The sequence below is a fragment of the Henriciella barbarensis genome (assembly GCF_003576345.1).
Classification (GTDB): domain Bacteria; phylum Pseudomonadota; class Alphaproteobacteria; order Caulobacterales; family Hyphomonadaceae; genus Henriciella; species Henriciella barbarensis.
This window is the reverse complement of record NZ_QWGB01000005.1, coordinates 792,472-814,257: the sequence shown is the minus strand read 5'-3', so window position 1 is coordinate 814,257 and position 21,786 is coordinate 792,472. Positions and strand designations below refer to the sequence as shown.

Here is a 21,786-nt window from a genome sequence, read left to right as displayed (position 1 = left end):
GGCGCATGAAAAAAGCCCCGGAACAGCTGCTCCGGGGCTTTCGTCAATTGTTAGCTGCGCGGCTGCTTACTCGCGTGAGGCGAGGAGCATCAGCACAAAGCGGAACATGTTCACAAACATGATGAAGAAGTTGAGGGCGCCCCAGTTCGTCATCACGGCCAGGCTGCGGCCGTCGTGCGAAAGCTGGTAATAGCCTTCCTTCAGTTCCTGCGTTTGCCAGGCCACAAGAACGGCTGAAAGCAGGGCGAAACCGCCGGAGATCAGCCATTCCATGCCGGACGACGCTTCCAGAATGCCGAGCATCGGCAGGACCATGTAGACCAGCGAAACGGCCACGAGGGCCCAGAGCGCCATGATGGCAAAGCTGCCAATAGCCGACAGGTCACGCTTGGTCGTGTAGCCCCAGAGCGTCAGTGCGCCGAAAGCCGAGGCCGTGATCATGAAGGCTTTCGCAATCGTCATGTAGTTCAGCGATTGCGAGATACCGCCAGCGGTCTGCGTCGAGATACCCGAGCTAGCCATGTAGAAGTATACGCCAAGGCCAAGGCCGACAAAGGTCACGATCGCCCAGTACAGGATGGCCGATCCAGTTGGCGACGGGTTCTTCATGAAGAACATGGAGCCAAAGATCAGCACGATCGGGGCAAAGGCCACGACGTAATAGAACGGCGTGCCGAAGATCAGCGCGGTGAGCGGGTCCCAGGTGCCGGCCGCAAAGGCGAGCACGCCGGAAAGCGCGATGCCGAGCGTCAGTTTCTGATAGACGCCGAGCATGAAGGTGCGAAGCCCCTGGTCAATGCTGGCATCCATAGTCCTGCCGCGGGCGACAGATGAGTTGAAGTCGTTCATTTATCCCTCTTTCGAAAGGCCGGCATACGTGCATGCCGATTAGCGATAATATGTGCGAAAGGTCGCCCAAATTCAAGGAGAACTGGATGTGTTGACGCAAGCGTGATCCGGGCGAGCCAATACTTCAATTTACGCCTCATTGGGGAAAAGAGCGCAAGTCTAGTTTGACTTTCGCCGGGTCTGGCGGCAGCATACATAAGCTGTCGGGGTGACAGTAGGGACGCATGGAAATACTCACGGGGGACGAAGTATGGCCGACGCATCGGCGTATGCTGACAACATCAAGAAGTACGCAAAAGGCTATAACCAGAAAGCCGCCGAAAAGATCGTCGGCCACCTCGGTATCGCCCTGCGCAATCGGGATTCTTCACTGGTCTCCTGTTCTGACCAGACAGAGCTTCAGCGGGTTCGTGACAAATACTGTCGCAACAAGCTGGGCCTGAAGGAAAAGAATGACGAGATCGATGCAGCAATTGGCAAGATCTGCGAGACGCTGAAGCCCGAGGGCGGGAACAAGTCGCGCGTTACCTTCTATTATCTGCTTGCGGAGCATTTCGGAAAGCTGGACGAGCTCGCCAGCTAGGTTCGGGTTGTTCTGCTCTTGATGAGGGCAGCGATTAGCTGTCAGCTTGGGGCATGATCAGACTGTTTGCGGGCCTGCCTGTACCCGATGATATCGCTGACCGTCTCGAACCCCTGCAGAAGGGCGTCGATGGCGCGCGCTGGCGTGACCGGTCCCATTTCCATGTGACGCTCGGCTTCTTCGGTGAGGTTGCCGAGCCGCTGGCCGCCGAACTTGATGCGGAGATCGGGGAGCTGTCGCCGCCGCAATTCGACCTCGAGATCTCAGGCGTTGGCTGGTTCGGCCGCAAGGAGCCGTCGTCCCTGTTTGCAACCGTAAAGCGGAGCGAAGTGCTTGATCAACTCGCCAGCGATTGCCGGAAGGCCGCAGCCCGGATTGGCGTGTCGCCTGACGCCAAGCCTTTCAAGCCGCACATAACCCTTGCCTATCTCAATAACGTCCCGCTGGAGGCGGCCATGGCCTGGTCGGAACGCTGGCAGGTGCTGCGGGCGGGCCCGTGGACAGCTGACCGCTTCCACCTTTTTGAGAGCATCCCGCGCGAAGGCAAGAAGAGCATCTATGAAGCGGTCGCTGACTATCCGCTTGGCGTATAAGCTATAGCCGCAGACTTATTCGACCGTTTCGCAAGCACTTCTGGCGCGATTATCGATGACGCGGAAGAGCGGCTGCTCCGGGGTCTCGCCATAAAACGTCTTTGGTGCCTCTTCGAGCTTGCCCGTAATGCGGCTGACCACCTCGGTGCCTGAGCTTTCCAGGTAGATGGCGGCGCCTTCTATCTGATAGCGGCTCATATCTGCGAAGGTTAGAATGAAGTCCGCCCGGCAAAGAACGGCCTCTTCCATCGCGGCTTCGAAACCCGCGTTCATCGCAGGATCTGCGGGCCCCGCAACAAAGAAGTCATGTCCGCGCCCATCAAATTCATAGAACAGGCGCTGGGGCGGCTTCGCACCGCTCTGGACCGCGTAGAGCTGAACGGCAGGCATACGGAAGTCGCTGGCCATTTCGGCCACGACATAAGGCGTGCCGCTATTGGCGAGCACCTGCCCGACCTGCTCATGAGCGGCGACGAACCAGTCTGGATAGTTCGGTTTGCGCGTCTGGGAGCGTGTATGCATGCCGACAACGACGAGGGTAAGCGCCAGAAGGGCACTCCCAATCTGGACGCGCATACGCTGGCTGCGCGGCAGGAAGCTCAGGCCGAGAAGCCCGGCAACGAGGAAGGCCGCCATCGACGGATAATACGGCGCGGCAACCTCAAGGATCGATCGCGAATTGACCGAGAGCCAGCCTACGATGAAGGCGAGGAAGAAATGAACGTAGAGGACAATGAATACAGTAATGGACACCAGTGTGACCGTTCTGGAGGTCGCGGTCAGCTGAGGCGGCTGCGGCTCTGGTTTCGCAGCCTTCGTGTTCCGAGACAGGAAGAAGATGCCGGCCACGAGAGCAGCGAAACCCGACATGATCTTCACGGTCTCCCATTTGGAGCTCATCCAGTAGAATGAGTGACCAAGGTCGGTAATCAGGAATAAAGTGATCGCGACATTGTCCACCAGCGTGGTCGGGCCGTCATTGCCTGCACCATAATAGAGGTACGGGTTCAGGATCCGGCCAAGAATGGAATCGACAAACAGGCCCCAGATAAAGACGAACGGTATAAAGCTGGCGATTACCGGGATAAGGTCGAACAGATTGTCCCGCACGGTCTTGCGGCGGAAATTCGCGAGCCACATGCCAATCGCGGGCAACACAACGACGCCGAACAGGAAGCCGAATGCAGAGTCGCGCGACAGAAGGCACAGCCCCGCTGTTACGCCAGTGCAAATACCGTAAGCGAGCCGCCGGCGCGGTGTTGGCGCTTCGCCGGCGAAATAAGCGATAGCGAAGAAGAGCGCGCCGACAAGCAGAAAGTATGTGCCAGGGTCACGGCGCAGGTCGAAAACGCCGAGGTCCCAGTAATACATGCCGCCTGGCACCAGAAGCAGGCAGGCGAATAGAACCGACGTGCCCGCAGCGCAGCGATAGGAACGCGCGGCTGCATACATCCCGAATACGGCAGGGATGAAGCACAGGGTATTGTACAGATGGAATGACGACATCGACTTGCTGAGGAATGGACTGAAAGCAAGCGTGAAGATCGATTGAAGCGGCGAGAGCGCGTCAGCGAAAGCGTACGGAATGGCTGGAACCAGTCCATGCTGGTGCACCGCGTCCAGAACGATAAAGTATCTGAGATAGGCGCCGACTGAATCATAATGCGGGATCGCAGCATCGTAATAGTCAGCGATCACCCAGCGGCCATAGCCGTAGAAAACAAGAATGAGCAAAACCAGAAACAGGACGGGCGCTCTTTGCGACCGAGGATGGTTCGCTATGCGCTCAGCGTATGAATTCACCTGCTGCTCCCCTTCGTGCACTACCACAAGTGTAAGGCGTTACCCTTGCTGCCCCCTCAGGCAATCTGCAAGAGACTGGCTGTTAGCGTTCCCACTACGGGGATGCAACTTCGCTTTCTACGCCGAACAGTGCGCGACGCTTGAACCGCGCCAGCCGCATTGCGCGCGGTGTCATTCATCTATTTATTTGAACGCAGGATTCGCGCGTACTAAGAGCTTGCGCGTAGGGATATGAGGATAAGCCGGGGATCATGGCGACAGTACCTTTTAACAAGCCTAAAGTTCAGGGCCGGGAGATCGACTATATCCGCGAGGCGATCGAGCTCGGTCAGATTTCCGGCGACGGCACTTTTACCAAACGCTGCCACGCAAAACTCGAGGAAATGCTCGGTGTAAAGAAGGCGCTCCTCACCCATTCCTGCACGGCAGCGCTCGAAATGGCGGCCATTCTGCTGGACCTGGCGGCAGGCGACGAAGTGATCATGCCATCGTTTACCTTCGTCTCCACCGCAAATGCCGTCTGCCTGCGCGGGGCGACCCCGGTCTTTGTCGATATCGACCCGAACACGCTGAACATTTCACCAGAGGCGGTCGAGGCGGCCATTACGGAAAAGACCGTGGCCATCTTTGTGGTGCATTATGCCGGCGTCGTCTGCGACATGGATGCGATTAACGCGATTGCCGACCGTCATGGTCTCAAAGTCGTTGAGGATGCAGCGCAGGCGCTGGGTTCGACCTATAAGGGTCGCAATGCTGGCACGCTTGGTGTGATGTCGGCCTTCAGCTTCCACGAGACGAAGAACATCATCAGCGGTGAGGGCGGTGCCCTTTGCATCAACGATCCGAAGTATTGCGAGCGCGCCGAGATCCTGCGGGAAAAGGGTACCAACCGTTCGCTCTTCTTCCGCGGCGCTGTCGACAAGTATTCCTGGGTCGATATCGGCTCGTCCTACCTGCCGGGCGAGATCATCTCGGCCTTTCTGTACGGCCAGCTGGAAGTTGCCGATACGGTGCGTGAAGGGCGCCTTGCCGTCTGGCACCGCTATAATGACGCATTCAAGGCCTGCGTCCCGCAAAAAAAGGCGCGCCTGCCTTTCATCCCGCCGGAGTGCGAGCACAATGCGCACATGTACTATCTGCTCTTTCCCGATCTTGAGGCGCGCGAGGAGTTCCGTGAGCATCTGAAATCAAAAGAGATCATTGCGCCTTTCCACTATGTTCCGCTGCATTCATCCGTGGGTGGGAAGAAGTTTGGACGCGCTGCGGGGAAGCTGACTGTAACGGATGCGGTTTCCGACGGCCTCGTCCGCTTGCCGATGTATACGATGGATGGGCATGAGTGCGACAAGGTGATTGAAGCCGTCGAGGCCTATTTCAAGACCTGATTACCCGTCGAGCGATCGACGCGCCCGCCTGCGGCTTACAGGAAGAACATACTCCATGACGTCACCGACCTTGTCAGTTGTCTCGCCGGTATATGGCAGCCCCGGCTCCCTCGAGCCGCTCTGCCAGCGTGTGGCCGATGTCTGCGCCAAGATGGGCATCAGTTATGAAATCATCCTGGTAGATGACCACTGCCCGCGCGGGTCCTGGGCTGCTGTGAAAGAGATCTGCGCGGCGAACCCTTTCGTGAAGGGGATGAGGTTCTCTCGGAATTTTGGGCAGCATTCGGCGATTGAAGCGGGCCTCAAACATTCAACCGGCGAATGGGTCGTCGTCATGGACTGTGACCTTCAGGACCAACCGGAAGAAATCCCGAACCTGTTCGAGGCAGCCAGAAAAGAGGACGCCAAGATCGTTCTCGCGCGCCGGGCCGAGCGCAATGACAGCCTTTATCGCCGCGCGATTTCTGCGGGCTATTATGGCCTCTTGAGCTTCATGACCGGCAAGCCGCTGGACGCCAGCGTCGCGAATTTCGGCCTGTATCACCGCACCGTCGTCGATGCCTATTGCAGCTGGGAAGAAGAACAGAAATATTTCCCGGTCATGATCCAGTGGATGGGGTTTGACCCTGTCTATCTGGACGTGGCCCACAGCAGGCGCAGCGAGGGCAAGTCGTCCTACACATTCAGAAAGCTTCTGAAGCTGGCTTCGGATGTCGTATTCTCATTCTCGGATCGGCCGCTCTGGATCATTGTCACGATCGGTCTGATCATCGCGGCGATTACATTTGTGCTGTCGATCGTGACCTTCATCCAGGCGCTGATGGGCCAGTTCAGTGTGTCTGGCTATCCGTCTCTCATCCTGTCAGTCTGGTTCATGGGCGGTGTGCTTATCTGCAGCGTGGGCCTGACAGGTATCTATGTCGGCCGGACACTGCGGGAGGCCAAGGCTCGCCCCTCCTATATTGTGGCTGATTATCTCAATGATGTACCGGGGTCGGACAAGCCGAAACCGCAATGATGGGTACGGTTTTCCAGAAGCTGAAATCATCGCCGACCAGCGGTGCGCTGATCCGGTACATTGTGGTTGGCGCTTCCATGAATTTGTTCGCGGCGGCCATCGTCTACATCCAGAGAAAGCTGGGCGTCGCGCATGAGATCGCGTTCGCGGTGACAACGGTCGGTAGCCTTCTGCTGAACTTCTACCTGCAGCGTTCTTTCGTCTTCAGAAGCAACGCGGCCATCGTTCGCTCGCTTATCCTCTACACGCTGCTGTATGCGTCGACCTACCTGTTGCAGATATCGATCTATCCAGTGTTTGCGACGATCCTCGGTTGGCCAGAGCTCCTCTCAGTGCTGTTTACTGTCGGCGTGGCGGCGGTCTATTCGTTCGTCGTGCTATCGCTTGTGGTCTTCAAGCCTGCGAACGATGCCGACTGAAAACGCCAGTTTTCTCGCAGCCTCGAGCGCAATCCATGTGACGAGCGAAGCGATGAAGAATCGAAGGCCCCTGCCGGGCACTTTTCACCTAATTTTGGTCCCCCGGACCAAAATTTTTGACGAAGTCAAATTGGTGAAAAATGGTGCCGCCTAGGTGACTTGAACTTCGGTTCGACTAAGTCCGGATGCGACTTAGAGGGGTGATATATTATAATTATTTCAATATTCCGATGGGTGATGTGGTCTGGCTTAATCCGGTAAGGTCCAGTATAGAAAGGTGGTCTGAAAGGTGGTCCAAACTTGGTTTCCAAGCGTGCAAGAAGTAAGCTATCAGCAGCATTTGTGAGGTCGGCGCCGATCGGCAAGCACAATGACGGAGGTGGCTTATGGCTACACGTCGTCAGCGATGCACGAGCAAAATGGTTCTATCGCTTCTCGATAGCAGGCAAGCGCAGAGAGATGGGGTTGGGATCACTCAGCGACGTATCATTGCAGCAGGCGCGTGAAGCTGCAGATGCGGCGCGAAGTTTAGTTCGGGTCGGACAAGACCCAATCATTCAGAGAGATAAGCAGCGGCGCGATACGCTCAGACAAGACAACTCGCTAGAAAAGATAGCGGCCGAAGCTTTCGAAGCGAGGAAGGCGGAACTTCGGGATGATGGCAAAGCGGGTAGATGGTTCTCCCCGCTACAACTTCACGTCTTGCCAAAACTGGGCGCCTATCCAGTTTCCGCCATCGATCAACGTCTTATCCAAGAGACGCTTGGGCCGATCTGGCACACGAAAGCTGTCACCGCGCAGAAGGCCATCAATAGGCTTGGATTGGTATTGAAGCACGCTGCCGCGCTCGGGCTAGAAGTCGATATTCAAGCAACGAGCAAGGCGAAAGCGCTGCTTGGCAGGCAGCGTCACAGGCCGACTCACATAGAGGCTATGGCTTGGCAGGACGTGCCCGACTTTTATGCGAGTTTGCAGGAACCGACAGTCGCCAACTTGGCCATGAGACTTTTGATACTTACCGGTCATAGAGTGAAACCGGTTCGCTTTCTGCGCTTACAACACATCGAAGGACGGATCTGGACGACACCATCAGAATTATTGAAGGGAAAGAAGGACGCCACCGAAGCTTTCCGTTGCTATCTCTCGGATGAAGCCGCGCGGGTAATCGAGCTTGCGAAGCCGTTCGCCCGAGATGGTTTTCTGTTCCCTTCGATGCGCAAAGGCGTAATGAGCGATGCGACGCTTAGCCGAATGATGGAACGCAAAGGGCTAAAGGCCCGACCACATGGATTTCGCACAAGCCTGCGTGTTTGGTTAGAGGATCAAACGGACGCCAGTTTTGAGGTGAAAGAGACTATGGTTCAGCATACCGTCGGTGGGGCCGTTGAGCGCGCTTACCGCCGTACAGATTATTTCGATCAGAGGAAGCCGTTGTATGATGAATGGTCTCGTTTCGTCGCCGGTAATGAGTAGACGTCTAATGTCCATCGGAATGCAGGTGAACATTCAAGCTAGTCAGCACGGTCCCGAATGAGCTAGCAGATCAAGGGCAGGAGAGGCACCCAATTGGCTCATCAATCACTTGAAAATTTTGAATATTTATAAATTACGCCGTCTCGATACCCGCAAATCTACAAGCTTGCTTAGCTCGTAAAGTGCGTTGCAGCGGCGCTCTCAAATACCGCCGCCGCAGACGAGGCCTTCAAAACAGCCTCTCTTACGCTTGGTTCTGTCATGTCCAGCACCTTGAACTGGCCACTAGGCATTTTGGCTATCGAGTCGATTCGCCGATAAACACCCGAATGCTTCGCAGCGTAATTCGCGAGACCCTGCAGCTTTGGCAAGGCATCGCTAAGATGCGTGCCGTGCGGGTCTACAACATCAGCTACGATTGTTCCGTCAGCGATCTCGGAAAAGCAAATGAAGTCCGGCCGAACGATCTTAATTGCTCCGTCAAGCTCGTAGGAAATGCCCAGCGACTCCTGACTGGTTCCAGGCGGGTTGCGATACCAGGCTTTGAATCCCGGCCGCTTCATTTCCGCCTTCAGGACGGCGATTTCATCCGGATTTAAGTCATCGGGGAACATTCCGTCAGAATCGCATATGAGATGTTTTTCATATCGCGGAAGATCAACAGTTTGACCGTCCGGGTTTTTTGCCCTCGTTTGCTGCTGCCAGACTTTTGGGCGCACCAAGTCGATGTCTAGCGGATCGGTACTCATCGCGCGAATGTCCCTGTACGCCTCCTGCCTGTCATCTTTCAGACTCTTTATCGCGACACGGTGTTGCGTCAGCCACTGTTTCGCCAGTTCGTCGGCCGCTGCGTCGAGCTTGTCCTTGATGTCCGGCACAAGGCCCAATGCGGCAACATCTGTGTGCGCTTCGATCAGGGCGTCTTCATCGTCTTCAGCGTCTTCATTTTTCGCCGCCAGATGTTCGCTGTAAGTCTTGGCTAGGTCAGGAGAGATTGCACGGCCGGCCCGTCTATAGGCATCCTCGATCACGGCAAAGTCAGCATCCTCGACAAAATCGTTAAAGCTGCGCTTTTGCGTGTGAACGTCCGCAACAAGTGTTGCCCCCTCCACCTGCAGGACGGATTCGCGCGCTTCCCTGATTTCGTCACTGTATGTCACAGCAAGTCCGTCCAGAACCTTGTGCATGCGGCGGTGAGCTTCTTTGCCTGCATCCGCCAGAAGACCATCAACAGCCAATCGATGCGCTAGGATCGTCAGGCGCTTGACCGGCTTGGCTTGTCGCTTGGGCAGGGATTGAGACGGCAGCGCCTCTAGTTTCTCCCAGACAGCCTCCGGCACATCCGGATTGGGCAGCATTTCGACAGGATTGATCAGCACACGGCGGCCGGTGCCATCTCCGCCTAGCTCGCCCCCATTGATCAGCAAATCAACCACCCGCTCGACCGTCTTCCGGTTGAAGTGCGGCAATAGGCAAGCCACTGAGTTTAGCAATTCATTCCCCGGTATCCGGCGCGCCATAGGCGTCCGGACCATCCGTCCTAGCAATTGGGTGATATGCGTCTCATCAGACGCTGCACGAAATGAAACCATGACTTCTGCACGTGGGCAGTCCCAACCCGTACTGATCGCATCCTTGGCAATCAGGATGCGCACCCAATCGGCGTCCTGCACCCGTTCCGGCGCAATGTAAGGCGCAGCGTATGGCCCGAAACTCTCATTTCTGTGCTCCCCAAACACGTTCGCAATGCTGGATGGAACAATCTCCGGCCACTCCTGAAAGATCGTCTGTAGCCAAAGCCCGATTTCATCATGATCGGGGTTATTGGGCACTTGTAGCACCATCAGCGGCTGAACCGGTTTGTGAACGTCCTGCAGCTTCGCATAGTCAGCCCAGGCTTTCGAAATCTCACGCAGCTTCGCAGTGCCTCGCCGCAGCAGAACGGTCGAGAAGTCGCCTGTCTCTTCCGGCACATCGAGATTGATCGTGTCCTTCAGAAGGCCGGAATCCTGCACCTTCTTTGAATCCACAACGACATTGGGCAAAGTGGAAAGGCCGGGAATATCCCGGATCGCAGTGTCAAAGCGCTCCACGGTCGCGGAAATGCCCCAGACAATCGGGATACCTGGCACGCGGCCCTGACCGCCGATCAGGCGCGTCACGATGGTCTGGCGGCCGCTAGCAGTTCCACGCATGCCGCGATGCGCCTCGTCCAAAACGAGATAGAGCGTCAGGTCCGGGTCTTCGATCGTATTCTGGATCGTGTCCCAGATCGTATGAGACCGCGCATCGGGCAGCAGCCGCCGCCCGTCATCGGTTACAATGGCGTCTTCATCGTCATCATGCCCGCGCACCAGCAGGCTGTTTTTCGACAGCTTCTGCGTGTTCAGGAAATACACCTTGCCAGGCTCGAACCGTTCACGCCCGAAGCTACTCTCGACTGTGACGAGATCGGAAACCGTCAGCTTGTCGGACGCCTCCATCAGCCTGTATTTGGACTGTTCATTAAGGGACGGATCATCGCTGAACCAGATCACGACCGCGCCCCGGTCAGGCTCGAACTCGAAATCGGCGCTGCCGTGGAACAGTGCTTCGATGACTGCCGCAGCCATGACCGTCTTGCCCGCGCCCGTTGTCGCCGTCAGGGAGAAAGCCTGCTTGTCCCGGTCTTCATGCCAGCGCTTGCGCGCCTTGCGCAGATTGACCAGCACATCGGCGACTGCGTCTTCCTGATAATCCTTGAGCGTAAATTTCATGACCTAGCGCCCCATCGAGAAGCGGAAATTAGTGAGGTAGGATTCGTAAAGCCGGACAGGTTCAACGCCATCGGGCAGGTCTTGTGCGACGGCTTGGAACCGGCGCTCGTCATCGGTGACGATATAGGCGATGCGGATCGTCCCGTTGTCCTTGATCACCGCGCAATAAGCGTCGGCCTGATCTAGGTCGGTCAAAAGGCCATAGGTGTCGGCAACGTCCCAACCAGCTTGAGGCAGCGCCTCGATCCGCCGTCCCTCGCTGCCGGCCTTCATCCAGAGGAGCGGCGCAATGCGGGCGAAAGCCTTGTTATGGCTGACAGAGACGGGCGTTTCATAGGTCAGCGTGAAAAACTCGGCATTCTCTTCAAAGCCGTCTGCCATCGGAAATTCGTCAGTGAACTTGTAATCGCCCTTGATCGGTTTGCCATCCGGCGTCTTGCCAGTGATCGCCGCCGCGATTCGTGGCTTGGTGATATGGTCGCAGATGCCCCATTTCTCCCAGTCGGTGTCGCCGGGGCGAAGGCCAGCTTCGCAAAGGGCTTTCTGTTCATCGGCGGCAACTTCATTGTTGGTGACGGAGATGCATTGCCGCCGCCCCCCGTCCTGCTTGTTCAGGCGCATGACAGCGTGGGCTGTTGTGCCTGAACCAGAGAAGAAGTCCAAAACGATGGCGTTCGACTTCGCTGAAACAAAAAAACGCAAGACATCTTCAACGGCGAATAGCGACTTCGGGAATGGAAACCGACGATCCGGTAGAAACTTGATGAGGAGTCTGGTTCCGTATTGTGTGGCGTCATGCGAACCAATCCGCCATTGGCTGCCAGGCACGGTAACCCGGTTAGTGGTATCCAATGTAGACGTTACAACAGAACCATCTTCACGGCGTCCTAGCACCTCGTACGTGCCATCCGTGATCTTCTGGCGTTCACCTGTTGCTAAGTAGTAGATGGGAGTCGTTTCGCCCTTGAGCGCCCCAATCTTCAAGCCTCCCTCTTCAAGCACTCGTCGAGCAGTTGCAGGTTTTAGTCTCCATCTGCCTTCTGAACCATCTTGCCTAATCGGCCACACAGCAATTGTACCCTCAGGGGCCACGGTAGCGTTACGGTCGGCGCCTACGCCTATTGGCTCGCCTACACTGTGAAATCGCTTACCGTCAGCGGTGAGGAAAAATGGGTAAAACGTCTCCGGGTGCCCATCTCGGGTTGGGCTCGAACCTGATTTTCTAAGTAAGTCCCATCGGATTTCTCCAGTATGTGTTCTGCCTTTTGTCGTTATCCATTCTTCACCTAAACTGAGTGGCTCAACTCCCGCATTGCCTATCATCAGCACGAAGTAGTATTCGTCGGAGCGTCCAAAGTATCCCGCGCGCGCCACAGCGGCAGGGTTTATGGATGCGCTTATCATTTGCATCCTGGCTTCCGGAAAGGTCTGCTCCAGCAACAGACCCAACCGCAAGTACTCCTTCTCATCAATTGTCACGATCAGAACCGAATTTTCCGGGTTCAGGAGTTCCCGCGCGACCAAGAGCCGGCGTTCCATGAAGGCGAGCCATTTGGAATGGCGGTAGAGGTCATCGCCTTCGACGTAATCGTTGTTGTATTTCCAGTCCTTGGCGCCAGTATTGTAGGGCGGATCAATGTAGATCGCGTCGATCTTGCCGCGATGCGTATAGGTCAGCGCTTCCAGCGCATGAAAATTTTCGCCGTTGATAACGGTGTGAAACGGCTTCTCGCCGCCGCGCTCCACCTTGCCCGTGCTGACCAGCCCCGGGTAGATGTAATCGCGAAACTCTGCGACCACGACCAGATCGGCCGCATCGACAATCAGCGTTTCGTCGTCCTGCCCATCAAAAGCAGTCAGATGCGCCAGACGAGCACCATCGGCGCGCTGTATTCGGTTGACCCTCCAGAGGTGCTGATCGCCCTTCGACGTATCGCCACGCTTAGGCAGCACGCGCACCTTGTCGCCACGTCTGATCGGGCGCCCCGGCAACTCAACGCTTTCAGGCCGGTGACGCTCAAAATTCAGACCGAATGACCGCCGCGAGGCGAGCGTCTTGAACTCGCGTTCAAGCTCGCGCCCTAGGTCAGCATCCTTTGCCTTCGCTTGGGCTATCAGATCGGTCAGCCGCGACACTACTGAATGTCCATCGTGAGCCTGGCTTGCAGCCGCCGCCCGTGCGCAAAATCGGTCATAATCGAATCCATCCCTGAAGGCGCATCGAAGGCCATTCAGCCTGCCGCATCAAGTATCAATCTTTGAGTTAGCTGCATCCTTGCGCACGCGCGCGAGAAAACTGAGTTAGCGATTGCGCCTTGGAAAGGCACCGGTAGCGCACAGCAAGCTTCCCAACATTTTCGTCCCCCCTGCAATTCTTGAACTGAGGAAACGCACAGAAAGGATATGAAGCCGGTTTAAAGGTAAGGCGTCGCAAAATAGCGAAGCCCCCCGCCCAAGCAGCTGGCAAGATGTGAATGCGATACCGCCAGCTATTTCTCCTATAGCGTGGCTCTCGGTGCGCGGGCGACTTACCGGCTTACCCGATGTACGATTTCTGAATTTGCGTGATGCTCTAAGGGCGTTAGTCTTTGTCGATAAGGCGCTTAGCAAGTCCTACAGCATACTCAGAATCGCAGCTGAAGCATTCCGTGGAGCGTTGGACAGTTCCAGCGCGCATTGAAAAGCCGCCTTCGTGCTCGTGCGACCTAAGCGCTTTATGTAGGCTGATCTCAATTCGACCGGCATTCTTCAGTTCGGGGGAAAGGAAGACGACCTTCCAATCAGTTGCTTCGCCATAGGCCTGAGAACGCAGGTTCGCCAGGCGATCATCTATGTTTGTGGTGACGCCGACCTTCACCAACCCGGTGCTGTGGGAGTGAAGGACATATACCGACGCACTCTTACTTGCTCTCGACGCAAACGCGATCTTGGCTGTGTCACACTGTACGCAATGCCCATGCCGCGTACGCAGCCGGTGCCCTGCGATCGCACATGGCGAACCTCCGGCAGCTATGAGCTTCCCTTGTGCCTTCATTACAGCTTTGCGTTCGGAGACAGACATACCTTCCACCCAAAGCACCTCATCGAGTGCTAGATTCTGCTTTTCCAGAAAGGCGATCTCTTCTGCCGTTAGAAGTTGCAGCATTACTGTCCCCCATCGTTGCCATGTCTACCCAAATCTATCGCGAGCGCGATTGCCTCAACTTACTCGCAGCCCCCATAAGCATAGCATCAATCCGCATTTGCGCCGCCCAGTCTGCCTCCCGCAGCCGGTAATAGGTCTTCCAATGCATACCCTTGGGACGATCGGGGAAGGCATAGGCGAGACCAATCTCGCCCTTCAGCTTCTTACGCACCCGCATCGCACGTGTCACGCCGGGGGCGTATATGCGCTCATACTGGCTTTCATAGGTAAGGCGGCGACATTGCCTGCAGCGGAAGTATGTCGCCCCGTAGAGCACCCTGCATTGACGTCCGCACCCCTTGCACTCGATCCACCAGCGCTGGCCGCCCAGAGGCTGCTCGGTGGGGCGCATGACGAAGCTTTCCTCTATGTGCCGCCGCCCGCCATCCTTCGGCACGCTATAGCGCAGCACCATGCGATCGGGCGACAGGCGGTAGCCAACGCTACCAGTCTTATGATCGCCGCGTGACCAAGTGACTGTGCCGGACAAGTGACGCTGAAACCACTCACGGGGAAAGTCCGCCAAATCCAGCTTGTGAAACTGATCGCTCCTGGCGGCGCATCGCGCATGTCTTCCAGATCCGTATCCGCCCATGTCTCAGCCCTCTGTTTTCGCAATCATGTGGAAAGTGGATGTGTCGGGACCCTGCTGGATCGCCGCCCGCCTTGCCCCGCTCGTATGAGCGGCGGGGCGGCGTTGGGCTCAGCGTCAGGTTTTGTCAGGTTCAGCATGTCTGCTGCAACGCTATATGGGTGGAGGGGTATTCTCGGCGTCCGGCGATATCCGACGTACAAGCTTGGTAGCACTGAGGTTTTCTGAGGTTTCGGCCCCTCAAAACTCTTCCTTAGACGCATTAGATTTGATGCGTTCATGCAGCAGATTTGAGGCGTGTAGATTTCATCGTCTGCCTCCAGAGCTTGAGCGGCAAATCAGGATCTCCCGCAGCTGTTTCAGTGTCTTTGCATGTCAGTGAAACCACCCGCTCCCGGCCTACCGCTGCGCCCCTGTTGCGACCGGCGCGTTCCACTCTCAAGAAGCCAGAGGCTATCAGCTCATCGATCGCCAGCTTCGCCGTTCGGGGTGCGCACCCGCTCATCTCTGCTATCCGGCGCTCACCTACCGGAAAAGCATTTGGCTGGTCCGGACGAAAAGACGCTTTGAGCATCGAGATGATTTTGTGCGCCTGTCCCGATAGATTGATCCACGAAGGGTGCTTCAGCCAGTGATCGTAGATCCTTGCGTGAGGCCGATCATGACGACTGCTTGGATAGGTGGGCTGTGACATCTGATCGAACGCCCAGATCTAAGCCACGCCATTTTCAATCAGCTCGCGAATATCTTCTACGCGCCAGACAGTCACGCGTTCGCCAAGCTTCTTCGGCTTTGGAAAGCGCCCGTCTTTCACGCCAGCCCACCAGGTCGATTTGCTGACAGGGATCGGACCATAAGGCGCGAGGATCGACTTCAGGCGAAGAAAGCCCGTTTCAGGAAGTTCGGAATGATGGAACATTGTTTGTCTCCGTTTGTGCGGTGACAATAACGTCCGGTCAGCTGCGGCTAGATAATAGGCGGTTAGGTTGCAAAAAGTTCGCAGCAGCTATTAGCCAACTGTCGGTTAGGTTCTACTAGAAAGCAAAGAGCTTTTACCGCCGCCGACGCTATATAACCCTGTTTTATTGAGGTGTTTTATCTGGTCCAGGTTCGTCGGACTTCTGCTTTGGCGCGCCGCCCGTTGTGGCCCAATTGCCGATCTTTGCCAGCTCTTCGATGACATTCTCGCTCGGTTTTCCATCGTCGTTTGTCAGACCGAAACGCGCCGCGTTCAACCTCAACCACTTTGCAAGTCGCTGTTTCGGCGTTCCGCGTTCGTTCGAGTCTTCATCGAAAGCCTCCCAAGCCTCCACTGCCGCAACCAGCTTGGCCGAATAGCGGGGATGACTTGGGTCACGAAAACCTGACTTTTTCTCCCCGGATCGCGCGAAGATCGTGTTGTCGAAGCCGCGCTCACAGAGCCAAGACGCAAGCGACTGGACGTACACGTAAGAAGCGTGATGATCGATGCGCTCGTAGTCGACCTCAATTCCGCCCTGCGGGAACTTCTCATAGGTCTGAGGGACGAGCTCCCCTGAAACTTGCTCTCCCCTAATGGCTCCAACCAGAGCGTTGCGGGCAGCGATATAGTGCACGGGCTTTTTATCGTCGTCCCAACCTTCGACAAACTGCGAAACACTCTGAGGTTCGATGTTCAGCAACAGCAAAGTCGCCTCGACGACCGAAACAGTCGAAGAGAGCAACCAGAGATCGGACGGTAGTCTATATTCCATTCCAGCGCTCCAGCGTGTCACTCTGTGGATACACGTGGAATAATACCGCGCAACTGCGTGGTAATCTCAATGCGCCGCAATCAGCCAAAATTGCGCGGCCGTTTCAAACCGCCTCCTGATGATTTCGACGCATTTTGTCGAGCTCGTTCAAGCCGCTAGTAGATTAGGCTGCGTGGACTGTATTACCAGTCGCCCTCAACCCATAGGTCCTCTTCGTCCCACGTTGATAGGGGGGCAGAGTTCCAAGCCTTATCCGGCATGCGCTCTAAGTATGCCAAGGTCTCGAAAAGTCGCCCATGCTTCGCAGCAAACAGCAAATGCTCCTCCAGTCGACGATGTTTGTGAGCGTGAGAGGCTACTGAGCCATTGAGAATTAGGGGGTTCGCAGGCCAATTTTCCTTGGGAGCGTTGCGCACGATCATCTTAAATAGCCTGTCCCAATAGAAGCCGCTTGGGCTCGATCGTTCGATTTGGCGAAGGCTATCAAGGTAAGCCGATATAACTTTACTAGAATCTTGTTTTACTTGGCCGCTCATAGTTAGCCTCATGGGTTACCGCGCCCTATAAGACATAGCATTTTGGGGGCGCACGCAGAAATGGCGTGTCTAAAGCGAAGTGTGCCGAACAACCGCAGGCCGAAGGGTGGCCCAGAAGGTGGTCTGAGATATGCAGAATAATCTAAATATCTGAAAACAATAGAATAATTTTGTAAAAATGGTGCCGCCTAGGTGACTTGAACACCTGACCCCCGCATTACGAATGCGATGCTCTACCAGCTGAGCTAAGGCGGCTATCCGTTGGAAGGCGCCTCCATACCTTCAAGTGTGCCGTTCGGCAAGTGGCCAATTCATAGGGGCGCAGCACGCCCGTTCGCGGCGCTAGGCGTCGTCCTCGGCGCCACCGCGGACATAGTCGGCCGGCGGCTCCGTCATGGTACGTGCTGGCTCGCTGGCGGGTGGCAGAGCCTTCTGAGGTTCGGCTTCTCTCGTGCGCACGGCGGCAACAGGCGCGGGAAGCGCGATGTAACGTCCTGCTTCAAGCTCACGTCCATAGGATTCGTAACGCGGATGGATGAGTGTGCCCGCATCACCGAAGGTGTAGACAAGTCGCGCCCAGTCACGGCGCGAATAGTCAAAGGCCTGTCCGTTCGGGTCGATATCCGACCATTCTGCCTCTCTAGATGCGGTGATCGCCATACGGCCCCAGCGGTCAGCTTCTGAATTGTCGCCATAGCCGCGAAGCGCCTGTTCCAGAAGCAGGGAAAGGCGAGCAGTTGGTTGCTCCTCCACGAGGGGGGCGAGTTCGCGGATGGCGCCGATCCAGTCGCGGTCGGCCATCGCAATCTCTGCCTTGAGGATGCGGCTTTCGCGCGCGTCAGGATTGGTGGCGATGAGCGCGTTCAGCCGGGCGGCCTGTGTCCTTGGCGTGTCTTCCGGGCCCAGTCTGCGGCTGAGATGGGCGAGTGCGGGATGCGGACTGGAGCGCCAGCCACGTTCTAGCACACCCTGCGCGGCTTTTACCTTGCCCTCGAGTTTCAGCTGGCGTGCCCCATGATAGGCTGCGGGTGCAAAGGCTGGTGAAGCGCGCAACGCATCAGCGAGCAGCTTCTGTGCTTCGCGGCGGTCTGCATTGGGCATGCCGGTGGCGTGGGCGGTGTAAAGCACAGAGCGCCTGCGCCGAAGGCTGTCGCCTGAAATAAGGCCGCGCCGCTCCCCGATGACGAGTGTTTCCAGCGCATCCTGCCAGTGACCCCGCGCGACCTGGCTGTCGAACAGGGAGGTGAACGGCCAGTCGGCAGCGGTTTTCAGTTCAAGCGCTTCGCGGGCGCGGGCTTCGGCGGCGGCCGTGTCGCCGCGCTCGGTTGCGGCAATTGCTGCGCCCCGTAGGCCGGCAAGTTCGCCGCCGGAAAGACGGGCAAGCTGGCCCCAGGCGCGTTCAGCGCTTGGCCAGTCATGAGCGATCTCTGCCGTGCGTGCTTCAAGCAGCAGCTTCAGGCGCTCATCATCGGCATGCTGGGCCGCGCGGCTCGCATGCTTGCGCGACAGGCTGATATCGCCTGCTTCGGCGGCAAGGAGGCCGTCGGCCAGTGACCGGTTGGCGCTGCGTTTTTTCGAATTGCGGCGCGCCTGCCCAAAGCGTTTCGGCAGTTTGATAAGGCCAGCAAGTGCGGCCCAGACAAGCGCCATGACAGCGCCCAGCAAAATGACGCCCAGAATGGCGACGACAAGTTCGATGCTGATCGTGTCGGCGCCGAGCGTGATGACGACATTGCCTGACAGGCCAGACGCCCAGAGGACGATGAGGCCAGCGACAACAATGAGACAGACGATGAGAAATAGAGCGATCATTGGAAACTCATCTAAGGGGTTTGCGCGGCAAATTCGAGGCGAAGGACGTCAATCGCGCTTTGGGCATCGACCCGGTTGCGAGCATAGGTAAGCCAGTCTGCGTAAACAGCCCGGCTTTCTTCGGGCAGACCTTCGAGCGTTGATATCGCTTCCTCCAGGTCGCCAGCTTCAAGGGCGGCCTCAGCTTGTGAGAGGATTTCAGGGACAATGCTGGCGCCGCTGCCACGTCGGACAGAGACCATGTCACCGAAAATCGTATCCACCCAGCCTGGTTCTCCAGCTGCCTGGCTATCTCTATCCAGAGCGTCAGCTTTTAACTCATCGAAGCGTCCCTGAAGCATGGCGAGGCTGGGGACTGGGCCACGCGACAAGCGCTCCAGCGCGGCAGCGGCGTCACTGGCTGGCTGAAGCGCCAGCAAGCGCTTGGCGGAGGCTTGAAAGCTTGCGCCCGTCGCGATGGCGTTTTCTATAGAGGCGATTGCAAGGGCGCTCTCAGCGGCTGTCGTAGCAGAGCGCCGGGCGTCTTCGGCGCGTCTGGATGTTTCAGCGCCAGCCTCTTCCAGTGCAGATTGCGCGGAAGCGAGCTGCTGTACGCGGGCCCGGAGGCTCGAGACTTCCTGCTTCAGGGCAGCAATTTCTGCCGATGTGGGCGCGCTCTCGCTGTCGAGAGACTGAAGTGCGGCTTCAAGATCGGCAACGCGCTGGGGGTCAATCGAAGATGTTGAGGCTGGCTGATTTTCCTGCGCCTCTTCCAGCGCCTCGATACGGGTGGCGAGGTCGGCGAGAGCGCCTTCATCGACGGCGCTGGCTTCAGCGGGCGTCGCGCTGGTAGGGGCCGCAGCACCAAGCGCTTCTACGTCGCCACTCAGCCTGTCTATCCGGGCACTGACTTCTGTGAGTTGCTGTTCAAGCGTATCGATACGGCTAGCCAGCTCTCCCTGACGGTCCGTCATCGCGGCAAGGCCGGTGGCGGTCTCGTCTGGCTCCAGCCCTTTCTGGAGCAGGCCGGACGACCAGAGGGAAAGCCCGAGCGCACCGAAGGCGACAAGCATGACGAAGAGAAGCGATAGCCAGCCCGGCCCGCCACTTGATGACTTGCGGGCAGGCTTTTCGTCCGCATGGGTTTCCTGTGCCGTCTCGCTCTCTGCCGGTTCGAACTCGGCATCGATCGGATCTGTCGTCGGGGTCTGCGGATCACTCATTCGGTTTTATCCTGTCGGCTCCGGGCCAATCGGTCCAGATGCCCGCCAATGTTTTGCCGCCTAGCGCGTGGCAAGGAAACGGTCGAGCGTTTCCAGAAGGTGCGCTTCGTCTGGATGTTCTGCAACGTCAATCAGGTCCTCACCGCCCTCACGCAGGGGTCCGGCCGCCTGCTCTGAGATCGCAACGTACGAGATGCGACTAAGGTCCAGACCCTCGCTGAGATCCATGAAAGCCTTCGCCCCTTTCGCAGAGTGGACGAGCACAATGCAGGGCTCACCGCTTTCTATTGCTGCCCGAGCAGCCGGAGTGAGGCCGGGCGCATAGCTTGCCTCATAGAGAGCGAGGAAGTCGACCTCGAATCCCTCCCCCTCGAGCGCAGCTTTCACGATGCCTTTCGCCGCGGAATTGGCGACATGCAGCAAGCGTTTCGACTGGCCCGACGGCCAGTGATGGGCGATATAATGGGCAAGGTCCTCGGCATCACCTGATGACTGATGCACCGGGCTATAGCCTTCAAGCAGCGCCTCTGATGCTGTCGCAGGTCCGACGCACCATGTGGGCAGGTCGCGCGCTTCGGTCTCGGCCGACAGGAAGCGCACGCCATTCGCGCTGGTAAAGATCAACCCGCCATAGGCTGACAAGTCCGGCAGCGCGGCGTCACTACGTGTAAGCTCGATCGCAGGCGTGACGATCACGGTCAGGCCGCGTTCTTCCAGGGCTCTGGCTGTCTGGTCTGCGCCCGGCTGGCTGCGCGTGACGATGATGGTTGGGCTAGTCATCTTCGAAGGCTGGCAGATCACCACCAGCCGCTTCGCGAATGCGCTCGCCGATGCTGCGGCCAAGGCCTGCCAGGGCCTCGTCGCTTACATCGCCTGAAAGCGCATCCGCCTGCATCCAGCGGCGAGAGCCATCAGGCTCCAGCACTTCGCCGTCAAACAGCCACTTGCCGTCTTCCAGCCGCGCATGGCCGCCCATGGCCGTCCGGCAGGAGCCGTCGAGTTCAACAAGAAAAGCGCGCTCTGCGGTGGCGGCGAGGCGGCTTTCCTCATGGTTCAGGGATTTGATGAGATCGACCACCGCTGGATCAAGATCATCCGGGCGTGCTGCAACCGTTATGATGCCCTGACCTGCAGCCGGGATCATGTCGCTGATCGGGACCGGGACGGCAACATGTGTCATTTCGAGACGTTCAAGGCCCGACATCGCCAGATAGGTCGCGTCGGCGAGGCCATCTTCGAGCTTTTTCATCCGGGTCTGCACATTGCCGCGGAAGGTCACGATCTTGAGGTCTGGTCGCATGGCGAGCGTCTGGGATTCGCGCCGAAGGCTGGCTGTGCCGACGGTCGCGCCTTCTGGAAGGTCGCGCGCGCTTTTGACGCCGGTCAGGGAAATGAAGCCGTCGCGTGGGTCTTCGCGCTTCGGAAAGGCGAGGAGAGCCTGCCCATCCGGCAGCGCGCCCGGCACGTCCTTCAGGCTGTGAACCGCGAGATCGCACCGGCCATCATCCACTGCCTGATCGATTTCACGCGTGAAAAGACCCTTGCCGCCTGCATTGATGAGTCGCTGGGTTGTCAGCTTGTCGCCGCCCGTCGTGAAGGTCACGATCTCGCAGGTGACCTCGCCATTTCCGAGGCGTTCAAGGTCAGCGCCCACCTGCCGTGCCTGCACCAGGGCCAGCGGAGATCCTCTGGTGCCGATTCTGAGTTTGAGCTTGGGGGCAAGACCTGCGGGCATGTCATCTCCAGATTGTGATCGATTGCCTGCTACAGATTAAGGCGATGGCAGGCAAGACAGGGCTAGGCAGTGAGAGCTGGCATAATGTATGCGCCAGCAGTGCAAGAATTGCC

The 21,786-nt window shown here is 57.5% G+C and carries 18 protein-coding genes and 1 tRNA gene; 6 read left to right on the top strand and 13 right to left on the bottom strand.

The genetic code is table 11. The features are described 5' to 3' along the window. Positions 1-66: 66 nt before the first annotated feature. Positions 67-849, bottom strand: a complete 783-nt coding sequence (locus tag D1224_RS06910; RefSeq protein WP_233350431.1) for a Bax inhibitor-1/YccA family protein — start codon at positions 847-849, stop codon at positions 67-69. A gap of 250 nt (positions 850-1,099) precedes the next feature. On the opposite strand from D1224_RS06910, the gene D1224_RS06905 reads away from it, so the two are divergent. Both D1224_RS06905 and thpR read left to right on the top strand, forming a co-directional pair. Next, entirely contained in the window at positions 1,100-1,432 is a 333-nt protein-coding gene (locus D1224_RS06905; RefSeq protein ID WP_119379161.1) for a DUF2853 family protein, read from the top strand. A gap of 53 nt (positions 1,433-1,485) precedes the next feature. Beyond that, the gene (thpR, locus tag D1224_RS06900; protein WP_119379160.1) at positions 1,486-2,025 is read left to right on the top strand and encodes an RNA 2',3'-cyclic phosphodiesterase; all 540 of its coding nucleotides are present in this window, start codon (positions 1,486-1,488) and stop codon (positions 2,023-2,025) included. A 15-nt stretch (positions 2,026-2,040) separates the two neighbouring features. Here thpR and D1224_RS06895 read toward each other — a convergent pair whose 3' ends face one another. Beyond that, on the bottom strand, positions 2,041-3,828 hold the full coding sequence (locus D1224_RS06895; protein ID WP_147372345.1) for a hypothetical protein: 1,788 nt from the start codon (positions 3,826-3,828) through the stop codon (positions 2,041-2,043). 251 nt (positions 3,829-4,079) lie between these two features. On the opposite strand from D1224_RS06895, the gene rffA reads away from it, so the two are divergent. The 4 genes from rffA (at position 4,080) to D1224_RS06875 (ending at position 8,123) form a co-directional block, all read left to right on the top strand. After that, the gene (gene rffA, locus D1224_RS06890) at positions 4,080-5,213 is read left to right on the top strand and encodes a dTDP-4-amino-4,6-dideoxygalactose transaminase (protein ID WP_119379158.1); all 1,134 of its coding nucleotides are present in this window, start codon (positions 4,080-4,082) and stop codon (positions 5,211-5,213) included. A gap of 55 nt (positions 5,214-5,268) precedes the next feature. Then, on the top strand, positions 5,269-6,231 hold the full coding sequence (locus D1224_RS06885) for a glycosyltransferase family 2 protein (RefSeq protein WP_119379157.1): 963 nt from the start codon (positions 5,269-5,271) through the stop codon (positions 6,229-6,231). Then, the gene (locus D1224_RS06880; RefSeq protein ID WP_119379156.1) at positions 6,228-6,650 is read left to right on the top strand and encodes a GtrA family protein; all 423 of its coding nucleotides are present in this window, start codon (positions 6,228-6,230) and stop codon (positions 6,648-6,650) included. The genes D1224_RS06885 and D1224_RS06880 overlap by 4 nt, the downstream gene beginning before the upstream one ends. Before the next feature lie 300 nt (positions 6,651-6,950). Then, the gene (locus D1224_RS06875; RefSeq protein WP_119379155.1) at positions 6,951-8,123 is read left to right on the top strand and encodes a tyrosine-type recombinase/integrase; all 1,173 of its coding nucleotides are present in this window, start codon (positions 6,951-6,953) and stop codon (positions 8,121-8,123) included. A gap of 170 nt (positions 8,124-8,293) precedes the next feature. On the opposite strand, the gene D1224_RS06870 is transcribed toward D1224_RS06875, so the two are convergent. The 11 genes from D1224_RS06870 to hemC form a co-directional block, all read right to left on the bottom strand. Then, positions 8,294-10,879 carry a DEAD/DEAH box helicase gene (locus tag D1224_RS06870; RefSeq protein ID WP_119379154.1) on the bottom strand — a complete coding sequence of 862 codons (2,586 nt, stop codon included), beginning with the start codon at positions 10,877-10,879 and terminating at the stop codon, positions 8,294-8,296. Between the two features lie 3 nt (positions 10,880-10,882). Continuing rightward, positions 10,883-13,015: a site-specific DNA-methyltransferase gene (locus D1224_RS06865; RefSeq protein WP_119379153.1), complete on the bottom strand. Its 2,133-nt coding sequence runs from the start codon at positions 13,013-13,015 to the stop codon at positions 10,883-10,885. Between the two features lie 445 nt (positions 13,016-13,460). Next, a complete protein-coding gene (locus D1224_RS06860) occupies positions 13,461-14,024 on the bottom strand; it encodes a GIY-YIG nuclease family protein (RefSeq protein WP_119379152.1) in 564 nt (187 codons plus the stop codon). Between the two features lie 34 nt (positions 14,025-14,058). Further along, positions 14,059-14,553, bottom strand: a complete 495-nt coding sequence (locus D1224_RS06855) for a hypothetical protein (RefSeq protein WP_182482198.1) — start codon at positions 14,551-14,553, stop codon at positions 14,059-14,061. A gap of 814 nt (positions 14,554-15,367) precedes the next feature. After that, positions 15,368-15,574, bottom strand: coding sequence for a helix-turn-helix transcriptional regulator (locus D1224_RS06845; protein ID WP_119379149.1), 207 nt, complete (start codon positions 15,572-15,574; stop codon positions 15,368-15,370). 163 nt (positions 15,575-15,737) lie between these two features. Then, the gene (locus D1224_RS06840; protein ID WP_119379148.1) at positions 15,738-16,388 is read right to left on the bottom strand and encodes a hypothetical protein; all 651 of its coding nucleotides are present in this window, start codon (positions 16,386-16,388) and stop codon (positions 15,738-15,740) included. A gap of 715 nt (positions 16,389-17,103) precedes the next feature. Continuing rightward, positions 17,104-17,179 (bottom strand) — tRNA-Thr (locus tag D1224_RS06830). An 87-nt stretch (positions 17,180-17,266) separates the two neighbouring features. Beyond that, positions 17,267-18,736 (bottom strand): heme biosynthesis protein HemY, encoded by a 1,470-nt coding sequence (locus D1224_RS06825; RefSeq protein ID WP_119379146.1) that lies wholly within the window; start codon positions 18,734-18,736, stop codon positions 17,267-17,269. 11 nt (positions 18,737-18,747) lie between these two features. Continuing rightward, the gene (locus D1224_RS06820) at positions 18,748-19,938 is read right to left on the bottom strand and encodes a COG4223 family protein (protein WP_119379145.1); all 1,191 of its coding nucleotides are present in this window, start codon (positions 19,936-19,938) and stop codon (positions 18,748-18,750) included. Between the two features lie 60 nt (positions 19,939-19,998). Next, positions 19,999-20,718 carry a uroporphyrinogen-III synthase gene (locus D1224_RS06815; RefSeq protein ID WP_119379144.1) on the bottom strand — a complete coding sequence of 240 codons (720 nt, stop codon included), beginning with the start codon at positions 20,716-20,718 and terminating at the stop codon, positions 19,999-20,001. Beyond that, positions 20,711-21,673 (bottom strand): hydroxymethylbilane synthase, encoded by a 963-nt coding sequence (gene hemC, locus D1224_RS06810; protein ID WP_119379143.1) that lies wholly within the window; start codon positions 21,671-21,673, stop codon positions 20,711-20,713. Before hemC ends, D1224_RS06815 begins: the two co-directional genes overlap by 8 nt. Between the last annotated feature and the right edge of the window lie 113 nt (positions 21,674-21,786).

Coding starts and splice junctions, on each gene's coding strand:
- D1224_RS06825 (WP_119379146.1), bottom strand. CDS start 18,736: ATGATCGCTCTATTTCTCATCGTCTGTCTCATTGTTGTCGCTGGCCTC.
- hemC (WP_119379143.1), bottom strand. CDS start 21,673: ATGCCCGCAGGTCTTGCCCCCAAGCTCAAACTCAGAATCGGCACCAGA.
- D1224_RS06880 (WP_119379156.1), top strand. CDS start 6,228: ATGATGGGTACGGTTTTCCAGAAGCTGAAATCATCGCCGACCAGCGGT.
- thpR (WP_119379160.1), top strand. CDS start 1,486: ATGATCAGACTGTTTGCGGGCCTGCCTGTACCCGATGATATCGCTGAC.
- D1224_RS06815 (WP_119379144.1), bottom strand. CDS start 20,718: ATGACTAGCCCAACCATCATCGTCACGCGCAGCCAGCCGGGCGCAGAC.
- D1224_RS06860 (WP_119379152.1), bottom strand. CDS start 14,024: ATGCTGCAACTTCTAACGGCAGAAGAGATCGCCTTTCTGGAAAAGCAG.
- D1224_RS06910 (WP_233350431.1), bottom strand. CDS start 849: ATGAACGACTTCAACTCATCTGTCGCCCGCGGCAGGACTATGGATGCC.
- D1224_RS06820 (WP_119379145.1), bottom strand. CDS start 19,938: ATGAGTGATCCGCAGACCCCGACGACAGATCCGATCGATGCCGAGTTC.
- D1224_RS06840 (WP_119379148.1), bottom strand. CDS start 16,388: ATGGAATATAGACTACCGTCCGATCTCTGGTTGCTCTCTTCGACTGTT.
- rffA (WP_119379158.1), top strand. CDS start 4,080: ATGGCGACAGTACCTTTTAACAAGCCTAAAGTTCAGGGCCGGGAGATC.
- D1224_RS06845 (WP_119379149.1), bottom strand. CDS start 15,574: ATGTTCCATCATTCCGAACTTCCTGAAACGGGCTTTCTTCGCCTGAAG.
- D1224_RS06905 (WP_119379161.1), top strand. CDS start 1,100: ATGGCCGACGCATCGGCGTATGCTGACAACATCAAGAAGTACGCAAAA.
- D1224_RS06870 (WP_119379154.1), bottom strand. CDS start 10,879: ATGAAATTTACGCTCAAGGATTATCAGGAAGACGCAGTCGCCGATGTG.
- D1224_RS06885 (WP_119379157.1), top strand. CDS start 5,269: ATGACGTCACCGACCTTGTCAGTTGTCTCGCCGGTATATGGCAGCCCC.